The sequence below is a fragment of the Comamonas sp. GW821-FHT11H03 genome (genome assembly GCF_058807955.1).
In genome coordinates this window covers 123,361-139,380 of the sequence record NZ_JBXARF010000002.1, presented here as the reverse complement: position 1 = coordinate 139,380, position 16,020 = coordinate 123,361, and the positions used below count along the sequence as shown (strand labels likewise).

The following is a 16,020-nucleotide window of genomic DNA, read 5'->3' as shown; positions in this document are numbered from 1 at the left end:
CTTTGGTCTGCTTGACATCAACAGTCATGCACAAACCATGCCAGACCTTGATCAGAGGCGGAGCAAGCTTTGCGCCCCCGGTGGTGGCCCATATTTGGTGCAGCGCAACAAACGCAGCACTGCCAAGGCTATGAATTGGTGCTGCCCGGCAGCAGGTCCACCGTGGCCAGAATGGCCTCGGCCACATCCAGCATGCGCCGGTTCTGGTTCATGGCCGTCTGGCGGATCAGCTTGTAGGCATCGCCCTCGCTGAGCTGGCGGTAGTTCATGAGCACGCCCTTGGCGCGTTCTATGGTCTTGCGTTCCTTGAGCGTGGCACGTGCCTTGTCGATTTCGGTCTGCATGTCCTGCAGGCGCATGGATTGCTCCTGCACCAGCAAGACAATGCTTTTCTCAAGCTGCAACCCGTACGCCCCCTCCGCAGGCAAGGAGGCAGCTGACTGCGTGGCTCCCAGAAAGGCCGCAGCCGCTTCGGCGCGAGTCCCAGGCTGCGGCTGCATCTCCAGCAGCGCCAGTTGCTGGCTCAGCGCCGCCCCCGCCTGCTCCAGCTTGCGCAGACATTGGGCCTGCAGCTCATCGGCCAGAAATGCCTCAATCTGGTGCATGGCATCGAGCCGGCTGGAACAGGCCTCGAACCACGGCGAGCTCAGGCTGCGGTCCAGCGCCATGCCGTCCCCGGCCGTGCAGCCCATGCGACGCAGCCGCTCGATCACCGTCATATCGGGACAGGCCCCGCATTGCTGCTGCCAGCGCTCCATCCCCGAGGGGCTGGCGAAGTCTGCAAACACCTGAAAGCAGCGCTCCTGCGACTCGATCAGATGCAGCCAATGGCGCTGACGCTCCGACCTGCCGCCCCCTGCGGTAAACGCCGCGACCCCCGTGGCGCGCTCCTGCCCCGCCAGCTCCTTGCCCTGCATGAAATGAAACAGCGCCACCAGCAGTTTCGCGATATCGGGATCGCAAGCGCTGTCCGCCGCCTCGAACACCACGGTCAGGCAGGCCGCAATCATGCGGATCAGCGCCTGCGTGCAATCCTCGGCACTGAGCTGCAGCGCATCGCGCCGACGGCGCAGCAGCGGCAGGGCTTCAAAGCCTTGCAGCGCATTGGCGATCGCATTGAACAGGCGAGCGCCATGCGCGCCCGGCGCCCGCGCGCCCAGCTCTTCAAGCGCAAGGCAGACACGCTCCATGACACGGTCCACATGCCGGCCATGATCGAGCAGGCTCTGCTGCGCCTGTGCTCCGCCGCTGACCAGAAAGATATTCGAGAGACCGCGCTCTTTTTGCAGCGCATGGACGAGCTCGGACACGCTCGCCACCAGGCTGCTGGCGCGGCTGATCTGCTCCAGCTCGGCAATCTCGCTTTGCCTTGCGGCCACCAGATAGTGCAGAGGCGTTTTCATGGGGTAGTGCTTGTCGTCATTAGGACTTACGCAAACAAGAAGGCAACAACGGCCTGCCTCTTGAGGCAGTCGCCCGGCCTGAACCCGTTTTGCGTAAGTCGCGGTCGTGTTGATGCCATGGACGATCAGCACGATTCATGCCATCTCAGGCAAGCCGACGCTTCTGCCTCTCCCAGAGCCAGTCCACCATGACGCCCACACCGATTCCCACGACATAGGCCAGCAGATCCAGGGGATCGAAGCCATTGCCCAGCACCAGATAGGCCAGCTTGTTGGCGCGCACAGCCTGCATCCAGGGGGCCTGATAGAGCTGCAGGAACTCGATGGCAAAGGCGATGAGCAGGGACCAAGCCATGAGCCTGCCGCGCGTGACGGCCGGCCGCAGCCAGGCCACGCACAGCAGCACCACCCAGGCCCAGAGCGCATCGCCCGGATAGTTGCCCAGCACGGCGGGAAAGGGCACATAGCCCCGGCGGGACGCCAGCCCGATGGCGATGACCGCCACAATGAGCAGGGTCAACACCATCCGTGAGCGACGAAAAGGCCCGGTAGCGGCCAGATGTATCAACAAGCTGTCGTCCCCTTCAGTCGATATGCGCGCCGGAGTCCTTGACCACCTGCTTCCAGTACGCCAGCTCGGCCGGCAGCATGGCCTTGAAGCTTTGCGGCGTGGACTCCACGCGCTCGGCGCCCAGAGTCTTGAGGCGCTCGGCCATCTCGGGCCTGTCCAGCACGGTCTTGACGGCCTGATAAAGCCTGTCCACCACCGGCTGCGGCGTACCGGCCGGTGCAAACAAGCCGTACCAGCTGGTCACGGCCAGGCCCTTGCCCAGCACGGGAATCTCGGGCGCCAGCGATGTGGGCCTGTCGGAGGCCACGCCCAGCACGCGCAGCTTGCCGCTGCTGACAAAAGGCATCACGCCGGGAAAGCTGCCGAAGGTCACCGGCAACTGGCCGGCCACCACATCGGTGGCGGCGGCCGACGCCCCCTTGTAAGGCACATGCAGCAGGCTCACGTTCTTCTGCTTTTTCAGCATCTCGCCCAGCAGATGGTTGAGCGTGCCGTTGCCGGCAGAAGCGTATTCCACCTTGCCCGGATGCGCCTTGGCATAGGCCACCAGTTCGTCCAGATTTCTGGCCGGAAAATTCGGATTCACCACCAGCAGATAAGGCGCGACGGCCAGCTGCATCACGGCAGTGAAATCCTTGATGGGATCGAACGGCACCTTGGAATAAAGCGCCGGATTGATGGTGTAGGCGCTTTGTGCCGTGACCAGAAAGGTGTAGCCATCGGCCGCGCTGCGCGCCACCTGGCCCGTGCCCAGATTGCCGTTGGCACCGGCGCGGTTTTCCACGATGACGGGCTGGCCCAGCGAATTCTCCAGCCCCTGGGCCACGGCACGCGCAATCACATCGTTGGCACCGCCCGGTGCCTGGGGCACGACAAAGGTAATCGGCTTGGCAGGCCAGTTGCCGGCCTGCGCCAGTGCTTGCGTCAGAGGAGCCGCCACCACGGCAGCCACGGCCGCCAGCAGCAGCGAGCGGCGTTGGTTTGCAGAGATAAAAACAGCGTCTCGCGCCATCTCGGTGCGCGCAGCTTCTTCAAACTTCATGGCAATCACTTTCTGTGGTCGTGGACATGGACGCTGCCAGCCCACCCTGCCGGCCTGCCGTTCCATGCAACAGGCCATTGTTGCATCGCTGGCCGGGCGGCTGCAGCCGCACTCCCGCTTCGGCCATCGTCTTTGATAGGGGCAGCCTCCTGCAAATGCCGTGCCCCCAAGCCTGGCCGCAGCGGGATGCTCTCTTCACAGCAGCACCAGCCCCGGCGGCAGGCTGTCGCCCAGACTGCGCTTGTGATCCTCGGCCTCCATCTGCACCACCTGCTCGACCATGCTGATCCAGCGCTGGGGCGCGCCGGAGTCGCGCATTTTTTCCAGTACCTGGGCACGTATCTCGTCGGGCAGGTCACGCGCGCGGTCGCCCGTCATGCGGGCCATCTGCACGGCGGCAAACATCGCGGTTTCGTTCTTGCGCCAGTCCTGGGCCAGAGTGGCGTTCAGGAACTCCAGCGCCGCCTCGGGCGGCATCACCAAATGGGCGTTCGCGGCCAGCGACTGGCGTGCCGCCAGGCGGCCTATGGCCCACCAGGTCTGCACGGTTTCATCCTCGCGCCTGAGGCGCTGCAGCATCCACTGCCCCATTTCCTGGCGGTACTGCCAGGGCACGGCCTCCATGGCCGCGAACAGGCGCAGCATGTCGTCATAGCTGCCATGGCTGGATTTACCGCGCGCGTTCTGCTGCACGGCCTTGTGCATATGGCCGGCCACGTCTTCGAGCAGCTCCATCTGCCGGGCCTCGTTCAGACCCGCCGCCACGCGGCGCCAGAACACCCACCACTCCGTCCAGTTGGCGGCCTCTTTGGCATGACCCAGTCCCTGGCCATACAAGGCCCAGACCTGGTCTATGCGCCAGCCATCGAGCTGCGCTCCCACGCCGGGACGCAGACACCAGCCGGCAAGGTTGAACCAGACGCGCTCATGCTCGGCCGTGCGGCGGCGGCGCCTGGCACGGGCCAGCAGCGCATCGAACAGGGCACGCAGCAGGCCCAGCTCCCAGCCCTCGCGCGGGCCGAGGACTCTTTCGAGCGACTGGCGCAGCTGGCGCACTTCCCGGGCCGCCACCTCCTGCGCCTGCGTGCCGAAGATGCGATCCACCAGCGCCACGGCTTCGGGCAGCCTGTCGGCCAAAGAACTAGACTGTTTCGGGCCTTCAGCGCTTTGTGCATCTGCGTTGTCAGCGATTGATTCAGAAGCCGCAGCACCGCGCACGGCAAAGGGCAGCAGCCAGGACTGGCCCGCATCCTGCACGGCGACGCAGCGCACTTCCAGCGTGCCGACCTCGCTCATGCACGCTTGCAGCTGCACCTCGACCTGGGCAGCAGAGCGGCCTTCGGGCACAGGCAGAACGGTGGCCAGCGGCGGCAGCTCCACCCAGCCATCGCCGCTCAGAGGTGCAATCTGGCCGGCCTGCGCGGGCGCGTGGCTCTGGCTATTGGCCAGCAAATTGAAGCGCACGGCCTGGCCCAGCTTGAGCGAAAAACGCCGGCCAGAGAGCACCATGCGCACGCCCTCTTGCGTGCCACGCGGCAGCAGGCACAGGCCTTGCGGAGCCTCGCCCTTCTTGCCCGGCAGCAGCAACCAGTAGCTGCGAGCCGAACCGCCGCCAATGTGTGGCACCACGGGTTTGACCGTTTCCAAAGCCTGCCCAGACTGTGCTTCAGGCAGGTTGGGCGCAGCAATCTGAGCCACCGCCAGCTCTGCCTGATGGCGTGCCAGCCCGTAGGCTGCCGCACCGCGCGCCACGGCCCAGTCCGGGTGCGGATTGTGCAGCACACGCACCGGGCTGCCGCGCCAGCGGCCAAGCAGCTCCGTCAGACGCTGCACCATGGCATGGGCGTGGAACACGCCGCCGTTGAGCAACACGGTATCGGGCAGCCCCCCGCTTGCATGCTGGCCGAGAAATTGCGCCAGATGACGGCTGATGGCCGCATCGGCCGGATAGGGCAGCCCAAAGCCGCGCAGCGCGCCCTGCCGCCTGGCGGGCATATCGCTGATCTGCGCGACCGGCAAAAAGCCGTCGACCACCGACTGGCGCACCTGCTCACGGGTCAGCGTGACGCTCTGGCTTGCCGCCAGCAGCTTGCTGCCGCCGCCCAGCAAGGTGATGCCGATCTGCTCGGGCGCGTTCTGCGCCAGCAACTGCTCCTTGGCCGTGCGGCAGCGCTGCACCAGCTGGGCAAAGCGCTGCAGGGACAGCCTCTGGCCCTGCGCTTCGGCCTTGGCCGCAAACGCCGTCTCAAGCTGATGGGCCAGCGCCAGATCCATGTTGTCGCCGCCCAGCATCAGGTGCTCGCCGACGGCCGTGCGCGTCAGCGTGGGCAGGCCGCCGTCGGGCGCTGCATCCACGCGGATCAGCGTCAGATCGGTAGTCCCCCCGCCCACATCCACCACCAGCACCAGGCGGCTGTCCGCCAGTTGCGCCGCCAGCCCATTGCCCTGCAGCACCAGCCAGTCGTGAAACGCGGCCTTGGGCTCCTCCAGCAGCTGCACGCGCGGCAGACCTGCCATCTGCGCGGCCTCCAGCGTCAGCGCACGCGCGCCCTCGTCAAATGAAGCAGGTACCGTCAGCACCACGCTTTGCTGGTGCAGCGGCGCTTCGGGATGCGCTTGGTCCCATGCTGCTCGCACATGGGCCAGGTAGGAGCTTGAGGCCGCCAGCGGCGATATCTTGGCCACGTCCTCGCCAGCCCCCCAGGGCAGGATGGCGGCCGTGCGATCCACGCCGGTATGCGAGAGCCAGCTTTTGGCACTGGCCACCAGCCGTCCCGGAACGGCAGCCCCCAGATCTCGCGCCCAGCGGCCTATGACGGCAGGCGCAGCTTCATCCGCGCCCTGCGGCGGCCAGGGCTGCTGCCAGGCCTCGCCCAGCTCGCCCTTTGCCGCCTGGTAACGCACCGAAGGCAGCAGTGGCTGGGCCACAAGCTCGCCAGCCGTGGTGCGCTGCGGAATATCGAGCAGCGCGATATCGCTTGTCGCACCGTCCAGCGCAACGCTTGCCACGACCGTGTGACTGGTGCCCAGGTCGATGCCGACGGCGTGGGTGGGGCGAGATGGATGCATGGGCTGAGACAAAGACACGTAAAACTCTGTCGCCGATCGTAACAAGAGCCGGATGCCCGAACCGCCTGCCGGGATGAGCCGTTGCCGCGACGACAACTGTCCAATGCAGTGCACGGTGGCTGGCACGGGATTTGCCTTGTAACCAGCGCGCAGGTTCGAGCAAGTTTCATAGCAAAGATCGAAGGCTAGTCGCTACATGCCAGTCAAAACAACAACGGTGTCTCGTGTCCTCCTCGCCGCTTTGGCCTCCGCCGGAGCTTGCGCCGCTCTCGCACAGAGCAGCGTTCAGATCTATGGCCGCCTCAACACCTCACTCGAGCATCAGAAGGTTGGAGGCAGCACCCTGACCGGTCTCTTCAACAACAACTCGCGCTTTGGCTTTGTGGGCAGCGAAGACCTGGGCGGCGGCCTCAAGGCCGGCTTCCAGCTCGAATCCGGCTTTGAGTCCGACACCGGTGCCGGCACAGGCAGCACCGGCGCCCTGGCCTTTCAACGTCAAAGCGAAGTCAACCTCTCGGGCAGTCTGGGCAAGCTGCGCCTGGGCCGTTTTGGTGCTGCCACCTATTTCGGCATTGCAGACTATGGTGCACTGGATGAGCCCAACCACGACACCGGCTCCATCGCCGATGCGCTCTACGACTACGTCATGCGCAACACCAACAAGATCGCCTACCGCAGCCCTGTGCTGGCCGGGCTGACATTGGAAGCTCAGGCATCGCTACACGAAAAGACGACAGGCGCCGTGCAAAAGAACGGCTACGACCTCTATGCCAACTGGGAACGCGGCCCGTTGGCCCTGGGTGCGGGCTTTACCCAGTTGGGTGACGACAGGCAGTTTGCCCTGCGCGGCCACTACCTCTGGAATGCGCTGCAGGTCGGTGCCTACTACCAGCGCTCGGACAACGGCTCGGGCTCGCTGTGCGCCAATGGCGGTGCCGGTTGCGGCACGCGAGACGCTGCGCGCGTGACGGCGGTCTACCGGGCCGGCGCTTCGGAGCTTGCCCTTGGCTACGGCTGGGCCAGCCGATGGAGCCATGTGCCCGGCAGCAGCGCGCGCCAGTGGATTCTTGGCTACAACCACCACCTGAGCAAACGCACCAAGCTCTATGCGGCCTACACGCGCATCGACAACGGATCCGGCGTGGCCTATGGCTATAACTTCAAGGGTGGCGTGGGCTATGGGCAAGATGCCAGCAGCCTGAGCGTGGGTCTGCGCCACGCGTTCTAGAGCTCTGCTTGAGTGGCGGGTGCGTGCCATGTTGCTGGTGGGCGTGGCGCGCGCCCTGCTTCCTCAAAAAAATGAGCTGATCGCGCATTCCGTGATTGGGCTGGAGGCTGATCTGGCTTGAAGTTCCTGCTTCAGATCGCTGCTGCCACGGGCTTGCTGGGGCGACATGCCTTGATCAGTGGCAGAAATGCAGCCGCAAGCTCCGGTGGGCCTTCCGCAAACAAGAACGCGACAAGGGCCTGCCTGCAGAGGCAGTCGTCTTGCCTGAACCCGTTCTGCGCAAGTCGTGCCCAGAACAAAAAAAGCCCGCCAGCCAACCGGCCAGCGGGCTTTCGCCGTCAAGCAACTCAGCGGCCTTACTCGGCAGCCTCCGCAGAGGTTTCCGCGCGTACATCGAATTCCACTTTCCAGCGTTCGCTTCCGCCCACGGGCACGGCATTGAGCTCCAGGGTGCCGATATCGGTCACGCGTGCCGCCAGGGTCACGGGCACCACCTCACCGGCCGCGCGGCCGGCAGCGGGCAGATTCAGCTCGATCTCCTGCAGCTCCACCAGCTCTTCGGGCGACCAGAAGTCCAGCATGGTGCCGACCTGGTCGGTGCGGCGCACGGAGGAGCCGAAGAAGCGCAGACGCACGGGCTCGCCTACGACCAGGCCGAACTCTTCGTCAGGCAGCGCGACTTCCGTGCCCTCTTCCATGCCGAACGGTGCCAGGCACAGGGCGGACAGGGGCGGCTCCATGCCGGGGATGGCGGGCATATTGCTCTCCACGCCCACGTAATAGGACTGGGCCGTGCCGCCGCGAATGCGCACGCCACGGCCGCTGTTGGCGATATGGCCGTAATAGGCCGCGCCGCGCGCCACGGCCAGATCGAGGTTGGCGCCGTCCAGCAGTCGCGCAGGCTCGCAGGCCTCGTCGTCCAGCCAGCCGTTGATGACTTCCAGGATGCGCTGCTCGATCTGGGGCGCCTTGAGCACGCCGCCGTTGAACAAAATGGCTGTGGGGTGCAGAAAGGTCGAGCCTTCGACCTGCTCACCGTTCAGACCGTCAATCTCGGCCAGTGCATTGACCTGGCGGCTCAGAAAGGCCGCCAGATGGCGCGTGACGGCCGCATCCTGCGCATAGGGCAGGCCCAGCTGCGTGAGCGCGCCGCGCGCGCGGCTCTTGGGCTTGTCGCTGACGGCCACCTTGGGGAAAAAGCCCTCGACCAGCATGGCCAGCACTTCGTCGCGTGTCACTTCGGTGCGAATGCTGCCGCCGATGAGCTTGCTGCCCCGGCTGGGCACGACCACGGGCACGGCCTGCAAGTTGGCGTCAGCCAGCAATTGCTCCTTGGCGGCGCGGCAGCCATGGGCCAGCGCGCGGGTTTGCCAGGCATCGAGCTGCTTGCCCTCGGCCGCCAGCTTGCGCGCCACGCCATAGGCCAGGGCCAGATCCATGTTGTCGCCGCCCAGCAGGATGTGCTCGCCCACGGCAATGCGCTGCAGCTGCAGATTGCCTTCGCGCTCCAGCACGGCGATCAGCGAGAGGTCGGTGGTGCCGCCGCCCACGTCCACGACGAGGATGATGTCGCCATGCTTGACCTGCTTGCGCCACTGGCCGCCGCTGGCCTGGATCCAGCTGTACAGCGCGGCCTGGGGTTCTTCGAGCAGCGTCAGCTTGGCAAAGCCCGCGGCCTTGCAGGCCTCGGCCGTCAGCTCGCGCGCGGCGGGGTCGAACGATGCCGGGATGGTGACGGTAATGTCCTGCTGGTCAAACGGGGCCTCGGGGTGGGCCTGCTCCCAGGCGCGGCGCAGATGCTCAAGATAGCGGGTGGAGGCCGTCAGCGGCGAAATGCGGCTGACCTCCTCCGGTGCATCGGCGGGGAGAATGCCGGCGCGGCGATCGACGCCGGGGTGGCAGAGCCAGCTCTTGGCACTGCTGACCAGACGGATGGGCGTGGCCGCGCCACGGCTGCGGGCGAATTCGCCGGTGATGAAGTCGCCGGGCGCACCGGGCAGGCTGCGCTCGGCTTCGGTCAGCTCGCTCTCGTGCGGCAGATAGAGAAAGGACGGCAGCAGGGGCCTGGCCTCGACACTGCCGGGAGCCGTGAGCTGGGGAATGTCCAGCACGCCCTGCACCACCTTCTCGCCATCGCTGGCGATCTTGTTCACATAAGACAGCGCGCAGTGGGTGGTGCCCAGATCGATGCCGATGCTGTAGCTAGCGCCGGCAGATGGAGCATCGACCGGGCCAGCAGCGCTGCTTTGCGGCTGAGAGACAGCAGCCACGGAGTCCGCCACGGTAGCGTCCTGGGGGGCCGCACCCGATGCGGCGATGGAGGCAAACATGTTCATGGTTTACAGCTCCACTTCGGCTTGGGCGATGACCTTGGCGGCCTGAATGTCGGTGAGCTGGGGGAGCCTGACCTGAGTCACCAGCCAGCCCCGGTGGGACAGCGTGCCGGTAAACGGTGGCTGGCCGACCACATTGCCCGTCAGTCGCACGGCAGCAGCGTCAAAACCGGCCTGCAAAGTGATGCGTGAGCCTTCGGCTTCGCTGCGCACGGGGGAGAGCGTGAAATGCTCGCGCAGCACCTTGCGGCAGCCTTCATGCACCACGCGCGCGGCTGCGCCGATTTCGGCATCGGTATAGGGCGCGACATCTTCCTGGATGAAGTCCACAAAACGGGCCTCGCGCTGCATCAGGCCCAGCAGTTGCAGGGCGGCGCTGTCGGTGGCGACGAGCTTTTCCACCTCGACGGTTTTTTCGATCAGCTTCTCGACCGGAACCTCGACGCGCTTCTCGACGGTCTTTTCCACGATTTTTTCGACCGGTACTTCGACGCGAACCTCGACGATCTTCTCGACCGGCACTTCCACGCGTACTTCCCTGGGGGCGACGTCGGCGGCAAAAGCCTCACCGGCGCGCACACGACTCACGTCGGCGGCCAGGCGCGCGTTACCGAGAATGGCAAAGAAACTGCCGATCGCGATGGCGATGCGGCTCAGGAATGAGGGGGGGGTATTGGCAGTCATGGAGTCTGTCTCAAAACAGGTTCACGCATGCAGAGTCATTCTGTGGCGCCCTTGCGAGCTGCGCTGCGCGAACCGAAAACGGAGCCGGACCAGGCGGCAGCGACACGGCCGGCCCTGGCGGCACAAGGCTGGACGCGCCGCAAGCGATGCGCGCGGGCCTGTGCAACAGGCGCAGATATTACCCAAAAAGCCCGGTCTGCCCTGCCGCTATGGCTTTGCCGCGCCGGCTGCCGCGCCCGGACGCGCGCTGCCGGGTCATACGCCGCAAGCATGACCTTCTTCCGTTTCATCGTTATGAAGCGGCTGCTATTTGCCCGATAGTTGATGCAGTATCTTGACAAACAGGCCACCCCGGAAACGGGTCTTGCCGATTCATGGGCTGCAGGCAATGCGCAGCCCCATGGACGACCGAACAACAACTGCATTGCGTTTTCGATACGCCCACTTCCCGAGGAGACTTCCCCCATGCGCCTGATGACCGCGAACATAACGCTGGCATGTACCGCCCTTTTAGCCGCCATGGCCGCCTCCGGCGTCCAGGCCCAGACCGCCCCCGGCGGCACGCTGGAGAAGCTGCAAAAGACCGGCAAGGTGGTCATAGGCGTGCGCGAAAGCTCGGCCCCCATGGCCTATGCCCTAGGTGCCAACCACCGCTTCACCGGCTACCACGTGGAGTTATGCGAAAAGGTGCTGGCCCAGATCGCGCCCAGCGCCAAGATCGAATACATGGCCATCACCGCGCAGAACACCATGCCGCTGGTGCAGAACGGCACGGTGGATCTGGGCTGCGGCCCCACGACCAACAACCTCAGCCGCCAAAAGCAGGTCTCGTTTGCCGTCACTACCTATGTCAGCCAGGTGCGCATGGCCGTGCGCGCAGACTCGCCCGTGACCTCGTTCAAGCAGCTGGACGGCAAGACCGTGGCAGCATCGGCAGGCACCACCGCCGTGCAGCTGCTGCGCAAATACAGTCATGACAACAATGTGAAGCTGCCGACCCAGCTGGGCAAGGACCATTTCGAGAGTTTTCTGATGCTGGAGTCCGGCCGCGCTGACGCTTTTGTACTTGACGACAATCTGCTGGCCGGCGTGATCGCCAACTCCAAGGACCCCAAAGGCTACAAGATCGTGGGCGAGGCGCTGGGATCGGAGCCCATCGCGCTGCTGATGCGCAAGGACGATCCCGGCTTCAAGAAGGCCGTGGACGATGCCCTGGTGCGCATGATGAAGTCCGGCGAAGTGGCGAAGATCTACGACAAATGGTTTATGCAGCCCATTCCGCCCAAGGAAATGCCGCTGAACCTGCCCATGAGCGAGATGCTCAAGCAACTGCTGCAGGCGCCCAATGACAAGCCGCTGGAAGCCTACAACAGCTGAACCGGCTACTAGAGTGCGCCTGAAGTCATGCTTTATTGATAGCTTGTTGCGCTTGTTGAGTCAGCATTTCAGGTACTTTTATATCTGAATCCCTTGAAGGAGCTGCGCTGGCAGCTCCTTTTTTATTTTAGAGATGCAGAGCAAGCAAACTCCTGCGCGACCTGCTTGAGCCAGCCCTGGAAGGCCTGCAGCGGCGGATAGGTCGAGCGGCTGGTCGGCCAGGCCAGGTAGTAGCGCTCGGCACTTTCCACCTCTGGCAGCAGCGGCAGGGCCTGAACCAGATCGCCGCTTAGCAGCTCGCGCTGGATCAGAAACTTGGGCAGCAGCGCCACACCCACGCCGGCAATCGCCGCCTGCGCCGCCGTGGCGAACTGATCGAACAGCATGCCCTGCATATCGCCGCCCTGGCAGCCCTGGCTGCCGAACCAGCGCTGCCAGGCGTCGGGACGCGAAGCCAGATGCAGCAAGGGTGCGCGCAGCAGATCCTCGGGCCGGGCAAAGCCATGGCGGGCCGCCACATCGGGGCTGCAGGCCGGCACCACCGTCTCGCTCATGAGGAACTCCAGCTCCGCGCCCGGCCAGTTCGGCAGGCCGAAATGAATGGCCGCATCCACGGCTTCGAGCTGGAAATCGAACTGCGACAGCCGCGTGGTCAGGTTGATGGTGATGCCCGGATGGGCGCTGAAGAACTGCGGCAGCCGCGGCGCCAGCCAGCGCGTGCCGAAGGTCGGCAGGATCGCCAGATTCAGGCTGCCGCCCTGAGGATTGGTGCGAAAGCCCAGCGTGGCATTGGAGATGCGCGCCAGGGCGGCACGGATCTCCTGGGCATAGACCTGGCCCGCAGCGCTCAGGCGCACGGTCTGGCGCTCGCGCACGAACAGCTCCGTGCCCAGGCGCTCCTCCAGCGCGCGGATCTGGCGGCTGACGGCGCTTTGCGTGAGATGCAGCTCGGCGGCCGCTGCGGTAAAGCTCTGATGCCGCGCCGAGGCCTCGAAGGCGCAGAGCAGGGACATGGGTGGCAGAAAGCGACGGGATAGCTGCATGGCGGCAAGGATATGGAAATGATTAGGGTGCAGGTTCATTCCGTGCGGGTATGACCTGCAGGCCGGATTATCGTTTGACCAAAGTCATGACGGCGCGGAACATGCTGCATATTCCTGCGGCCCCGCCAGCGGCGCGGCCATCCCTCGACCCCAAGACCCTTCTGTTTTGTCATGAGCGCCACGCCCCACGCCTCTTCCACCGCAGCCCGCTTTGTCAGCGTCGACGAGATCCGCACGCGCTTCTCGCGTGCCATGTCCGAGATGTACCGTAAGGAAGTGCCGCAGTACGGCACCCTGATCGACCTGGTGGCCGATGTCAACGCCGTGACGCTGCAGGCCGACCCCGAGCTGCGCCAGCGCATGACCAGCAGCGGCGAGCTCGAACGCCTGGATGTGGAGCGCCATGGCGCCATCCGCGTGGGCACGGCCGAGGAGCTGGCCACGCTGCGCCGCCTGTTTGCCGTGATGGGCATGGAGCCCGTGGGCTATTACGACCTCTCGGTGGCCGGCGTTCCCGTGCACTCCACGGCCTTTCGTCCCGTGCACGACGAGGCGCTGCTGGCCAACCCGTTTCGCGTCTTCACCTCGCTGCTGCGCCTGGAGCTGATTGCCGATGAGGCGCTGCGCGCGAAGGCCGCCGAGATCCTCCAGCGCCGTTGCATCTTCACGCCGCGCGCGCTGGAGCTCATTGCCCAGGCCGAGCGTGACGCAGGACTGGACAGCAGCGACGCAGACGCCTTTGTGCAGCAGGCCCTGGAGACCTTCCGCTGGCACAGCGATGCCACCGTGGACGCCGCCACCTACAACGCCCTGCAAAAAGCCCACCGCCTGGTGGCCGATGTGGTGTGCTTCAAGGGCCCGCACATCAACCATCTGACGCCACGCACGCTGGACATCGACATGGCCCAGGCCGATATGCCCACGCGCGGCATGGATGCCAAGGACGTGGTCGAAGGCCCGCCACAGCGCGCCTGCCCTATCTTGCTGCGCCAGACCAGCTTCAAGGCGCTCAAGGAGGCTGTGCGCTTTACCGATGCCGACGCCAACGCGGACAGTGCCGGCGCCCATACCGCCCGCTTTGGCGAGATCGAGCAACGCGGCGTCGCGCTGACACGCAAGGGCCGCGCCCTGTACGACGAGCTGCTGGGTCTGGTGCGCGGCATAGACAGTGCAGGCAGCGCCGCACCCGACTATGCGCACCGTCTGCAGCAGGTCTTCACGCAGTTTCCAGACACGCACGAGCAATTGCGCCGCCAGGGCCTGGCTTTCTACCGCTACCGCCTGACCGAACAGGCTCAGGCTCAGGCTCAGGCTCCGTTGCCCCGGGGCGCTGCCGAGGCAGACCTGGAAGCGCTGATCGACAAGGGTCTGGTGCAGGCCGAGCCGATCACCTATGAGGATTTCCTGCCCGTGAGCGCGGCCGGCATCTTCCAGTCCAACCTCGGCGGCGAGGAGCAAAAGCAATACCAGGCCCATGCCGCGCAGCAGGTCTTCGAGGGCGCACTGGGCGCACGCGTGCATGACGAAATCGCCTTGTACGAGGCCTCCGAGCAGCAATCCAGAGCCCAGGTTCTCGGGATGCTGGCGGGAGCTGCAGCATGAGTCAGGACAGCGCACTGGCTCCCTTTGCCGCCGTGTTTGCCGAGCCTGCGGGGTCTCCGATACGCGAGCTGTTTCCCTATCTCTCGCGCCCCGGCATGATCTCGCTGGCCGGCGGCTATCCATCGCCCAGCCTCTTCGATGCCGAGGGCCTGGCCCAGGCCGCCGCACAGGCAATGGCCCAGGGCCCGGGCGCGCTGCAATATGGCGCCACCGAAGGCCTGGGCGAGCTGCGCGAGGCCCTGGCGCAGCAGGCGCGCGAGCGCGGCATGCAGGCGACGGCCGCCGACATCCTGGTGACCACCGGATCGCAGCAGGCCTTTGACCTGCTGGTGCGCGTGCTCGTGGAGCCCGGCGACACGGTGCTGGTCGAGGTGCCGGCCTATCCCGCCACGCTGCAGGCCCTGCGCCTGGCGCAGGCCCGCATCCTGCCCATTCCCATGGACGAGCAGGGCCTGCAGACCGAAGCCCTTGCCGATCTGCTGGCCGCACTACCCGCAGACCAACGCCCCAAGCTGCTCTACACCGTGCCGAATTTTTCCAACCCGCGCGGCACGCTGCTGGCGGCCGAGCGCCGCGAAGCCCTGGTGCAACTGGCGCTGCAGCACGGCTTCTGGGTGGTCGAGGACGATCCCTATGGCGAGCTGCGCTTCGACGATCCCGGCGGTGCTCCTCAAGCCATGCCGGGCACCGTGCGCGCCGCCGGCGAGCGCCTGGCCGGGCCCGGCGCCAACCCCGTCATCTATCTGTCCAGCCTCTCCAAGACCGTGGCCCCCGCGCTGCGCGTGGGATGGATGCTGGCCGACGCGCCGCTGCTGCGCCGCTGCACGGTGGCCAAGCAAACGGCCGACCTGTGCACCTCGCCGCTGACGCAGTCGGTCGCCGCCTGCTATCTGGCCAGCGGCCGCTACCCGGCCACCGTGCAGCGCGCGCGCCAGGAATACCAGCGCCGCATGCAGGCCCTAGTCCAGGGCCTGAACGCGGCAGCGGACAGCGGCATACGCTGCTCGCGCCCCGCCGGCGGCATGTTCGTCTGGGCCGAGCTGGACCACCGCATCGATCCGCAAAAGCTCTTCGACGCCGCCGTCGCCCAGGGCGTGGTCTATGTGCCCGGCAAGGCCTTCTATCCGGCCGACCCCGACCTGCACACGCTGCGCATGTCGTTTGCCGCGCCCGAGGTGCCGCAGATCGCGCAGGCCGTGGAACGCCTGTGCCGGGCCGCAGCGCAAAGCCGCTGAGATAAAGCCCCCCTGGCCGCTTCGCGTCCTCCCCCCTCTCTGGCTTCGCCTGAGGGGACGGCACCGACGCTGCGGGGCGGCCCTTGCGCGGCTCCCGGCCATGCACAGCGCCATGAAATCACGGAGATGCAGGAGCCGGGCTGCACCGGCCCGGGCTGCGCGGCATAATCGGGGCCCAGACATCTTCTTGCCCATGGCCTGCCTGCACCTGTCCACCGCCGCCCGCCTGCGCCGCTCTGCCCTTGCCGCAGAGCTGCCCGCGCGTGCCTGCGTGCTGCGTGCGCTGCGCACCCGCCGCCATGGCATTCCTACCGCATTCGTGAGCCTGAGCGGTGTCACGGCCATGCTTTCCGCCGCCGTGCGGATGGCTTGAAGCACACAGCTCACATCCTCCGCACGGCCTTCCCAAACAGCATTTCCCAGGTGCATGGGA

General features: G+C 66.0%; 12 protein-coding genes. 5 read left to right on the top strand and 7 right to left on the bottom strand.

Annotated elements, in window-relative coordinates; all coding sequences use genetic code 11:
• Window positions 1-128 precede the first annotated feature (128 nt).
• From AC1RTQ_RS05110 to AC1RTQ_RS05095, 4 genes are all read right to left on the bottom strand, one after another.
• A complete protein-coding gene (locus tag AC1RTQ_RS05110) occupies window positions 129-1,403 on the bottom strand; it encodes a nitrate- and nitrite sensing domain-containing protein (protein WP_492874593.1) in 1,275 nt (424 codons plus the stop codon).
• Window positions 1,404-1,548: 145 nt separating this feature from the next.
• A complete protein-coding gene (locus AC1RTQ_RS05105; protein ID WP_492874969.1) occupies window positions 1,549-1,929 on the bottom strand; it encodes a ribosomal maturation YjgA family protein in 381 nt (126 codons plus the stop codon).
• A 58-nt stretch (window positions 1,930-1,987) separates the two neighbouring features.
• Window positions 1,988-3,016: a Bug family tripartite tricarboxylate transporter substrate binding protein gene (locus tag AC1RTQ_RS05100; protein ID WP_304351220.1), complete on the bottom strand. Its 1,029-nt coding sequence runs from the start codon at window positions 3,014-3,016 to the stop codon at window positions 1,988-1,990.
• 195 nt (window positions 3,017-3,211) lie between these two features.
• Window positions 3,212-6,085, bottom strand: a complete 2,874-nt coding sequence (locus AC1RTQ_RS05095; protein ID WP_492874592.1) for an Hsp70 family protein — start codon at window positions 6,083-6,085, stop codon at window positions 3,212-3,214.
• A gap of 196 nt (window positions 6,086-6,281) precedes the next feature.
• On the opposite strand from AC1RTQ_RS05095, the gene AC1RTQ_RS05090 reads away from it, so the two are divergent.
• Complete coding sequence (locus tag AC1RTQ_RS05090) at window positions 6,282-7,313, top strand: porin (RefSeq protein ID WP_304351219.1); 1,032 nt, start codon at window positions 6,282-6,284, stop codon at window positions 7,311-7,313.
• A gap of 356 nt (window positions 7,314-7,669) precedes the next feature.
• Here the strand turns inward: AC1RTQ_RS05090 and AC1RTQ_RS05085 are convergent, their stop codons facing one another.
• Window positions 7,670-9,649, bottom strand: coding sequence for an Hsp70 family protein (locus AC1RTQ_RS05085; protein WP_492874591.1), 1,980 nt, complete (start codon window positions 9,647-9,649; stop codon window positions 7,670-7,672).
• 3 nt (window positions 9,650-9,652) lie between these two features.
• Window positions 9,653-10,330 carry a DUF2760 domain-containing protein gene (locus tag AC1RTQ_RS05080; protein WP_492874590.1) on the bottom strand — a complete coding sequence of 226 codons (678 nt, stop codon included), beginning with the start codon at window positions 10,328-10,330 and terminating at the stop codon, window positions 9,653-9,655.
• A gap of 465 nt (window positions 10,331-10,795) precedes the next feature.
• On the opposite strand from AC1RTQ_RS05080, the gene AC1RTQ_RS05075 reads away from it, so the two are divergent.
• Window positions 10,796-11,707, top strand: a complete 912-nt coding sequence (locus AC1RTQ_RS05075; RefSeq protein WP_304351216.1) for a transporter substrate-binding domain-containing protein — start codon at window positions 10,796-10,798, stop codon at window positions 11,705-11,707.
• A gap of 122 nt (window positions 11,708-11,829) precedes the next feature.
• On the opposite strand, the gene AC1RTQ_RS05070 is transcribed toward AC1RTQ_RS05075, so the two are convergent.
• A complete protein-coding gene (locus tag AC1RTQ_RS05070) occupies window positions 11,830-12,750 on the bottom strand; it encodes a LysR family transcriptional regulator (RefSeq protein ID WP_492874968.1) in 921 nt (306 codons plus the stop codon).
• Between the two features lie 171 nt (window positions 12,751-12,921).
• Here AC1RTQ_RS05070 and hglS point away from each other — a divergent pair, with 171 nt between their 5' ends.
• The 3 genes from hglS (at window position 12,922) to AC1RTQ_RS05055 (ending at window position 15,960) form a co-directional block, all read left to right on the top strand.
• Window positions 12,922-14,352: a 2-oxoadipate dioxygenase/decarboxylase HglS gene (hglS, locus tag AC1RTQ_RS05065; protein ID WP_492874589.1), complete on the top strand. Its 1,431-nt coding sequence runs from the start codon at window positions 12,922-12,924 to the stop codon at window positions 14,350-14,352.
• Window positions 14,349-15,587 carry an aminotransferase-like domain-containing protein gene (locus tag AC1RTQ_RS05060; RefSeq protein ID WP_492874588.1) on the top strand — a complete coding sequence of 413 codons (1,239 nt, stop codon included), beginning with the start codon at window positions 14,349-14,351 and terminating at the stop codon, window positions 15,585-15,587. Before hglS ends, AC1RTQ_RS05060 begins: the two co-directional genes overlap by 4 nt.
• 193 nt (window positions 15,588-15,780) lie before the next feature.
• Window positions 15,781-15,960 (top strand): hypothetical protein, encoded by a 180-nt coding sequence (locus AC1RTQ_RS05055; RefSeq protein WP_492874587.1) that lies wholly within the window; start codon window positions 15,781-15,783, stop codon window positions 15,958-15,960.
• Window positions 15,961-16,020: the final 60 nt, after the last annotated feature.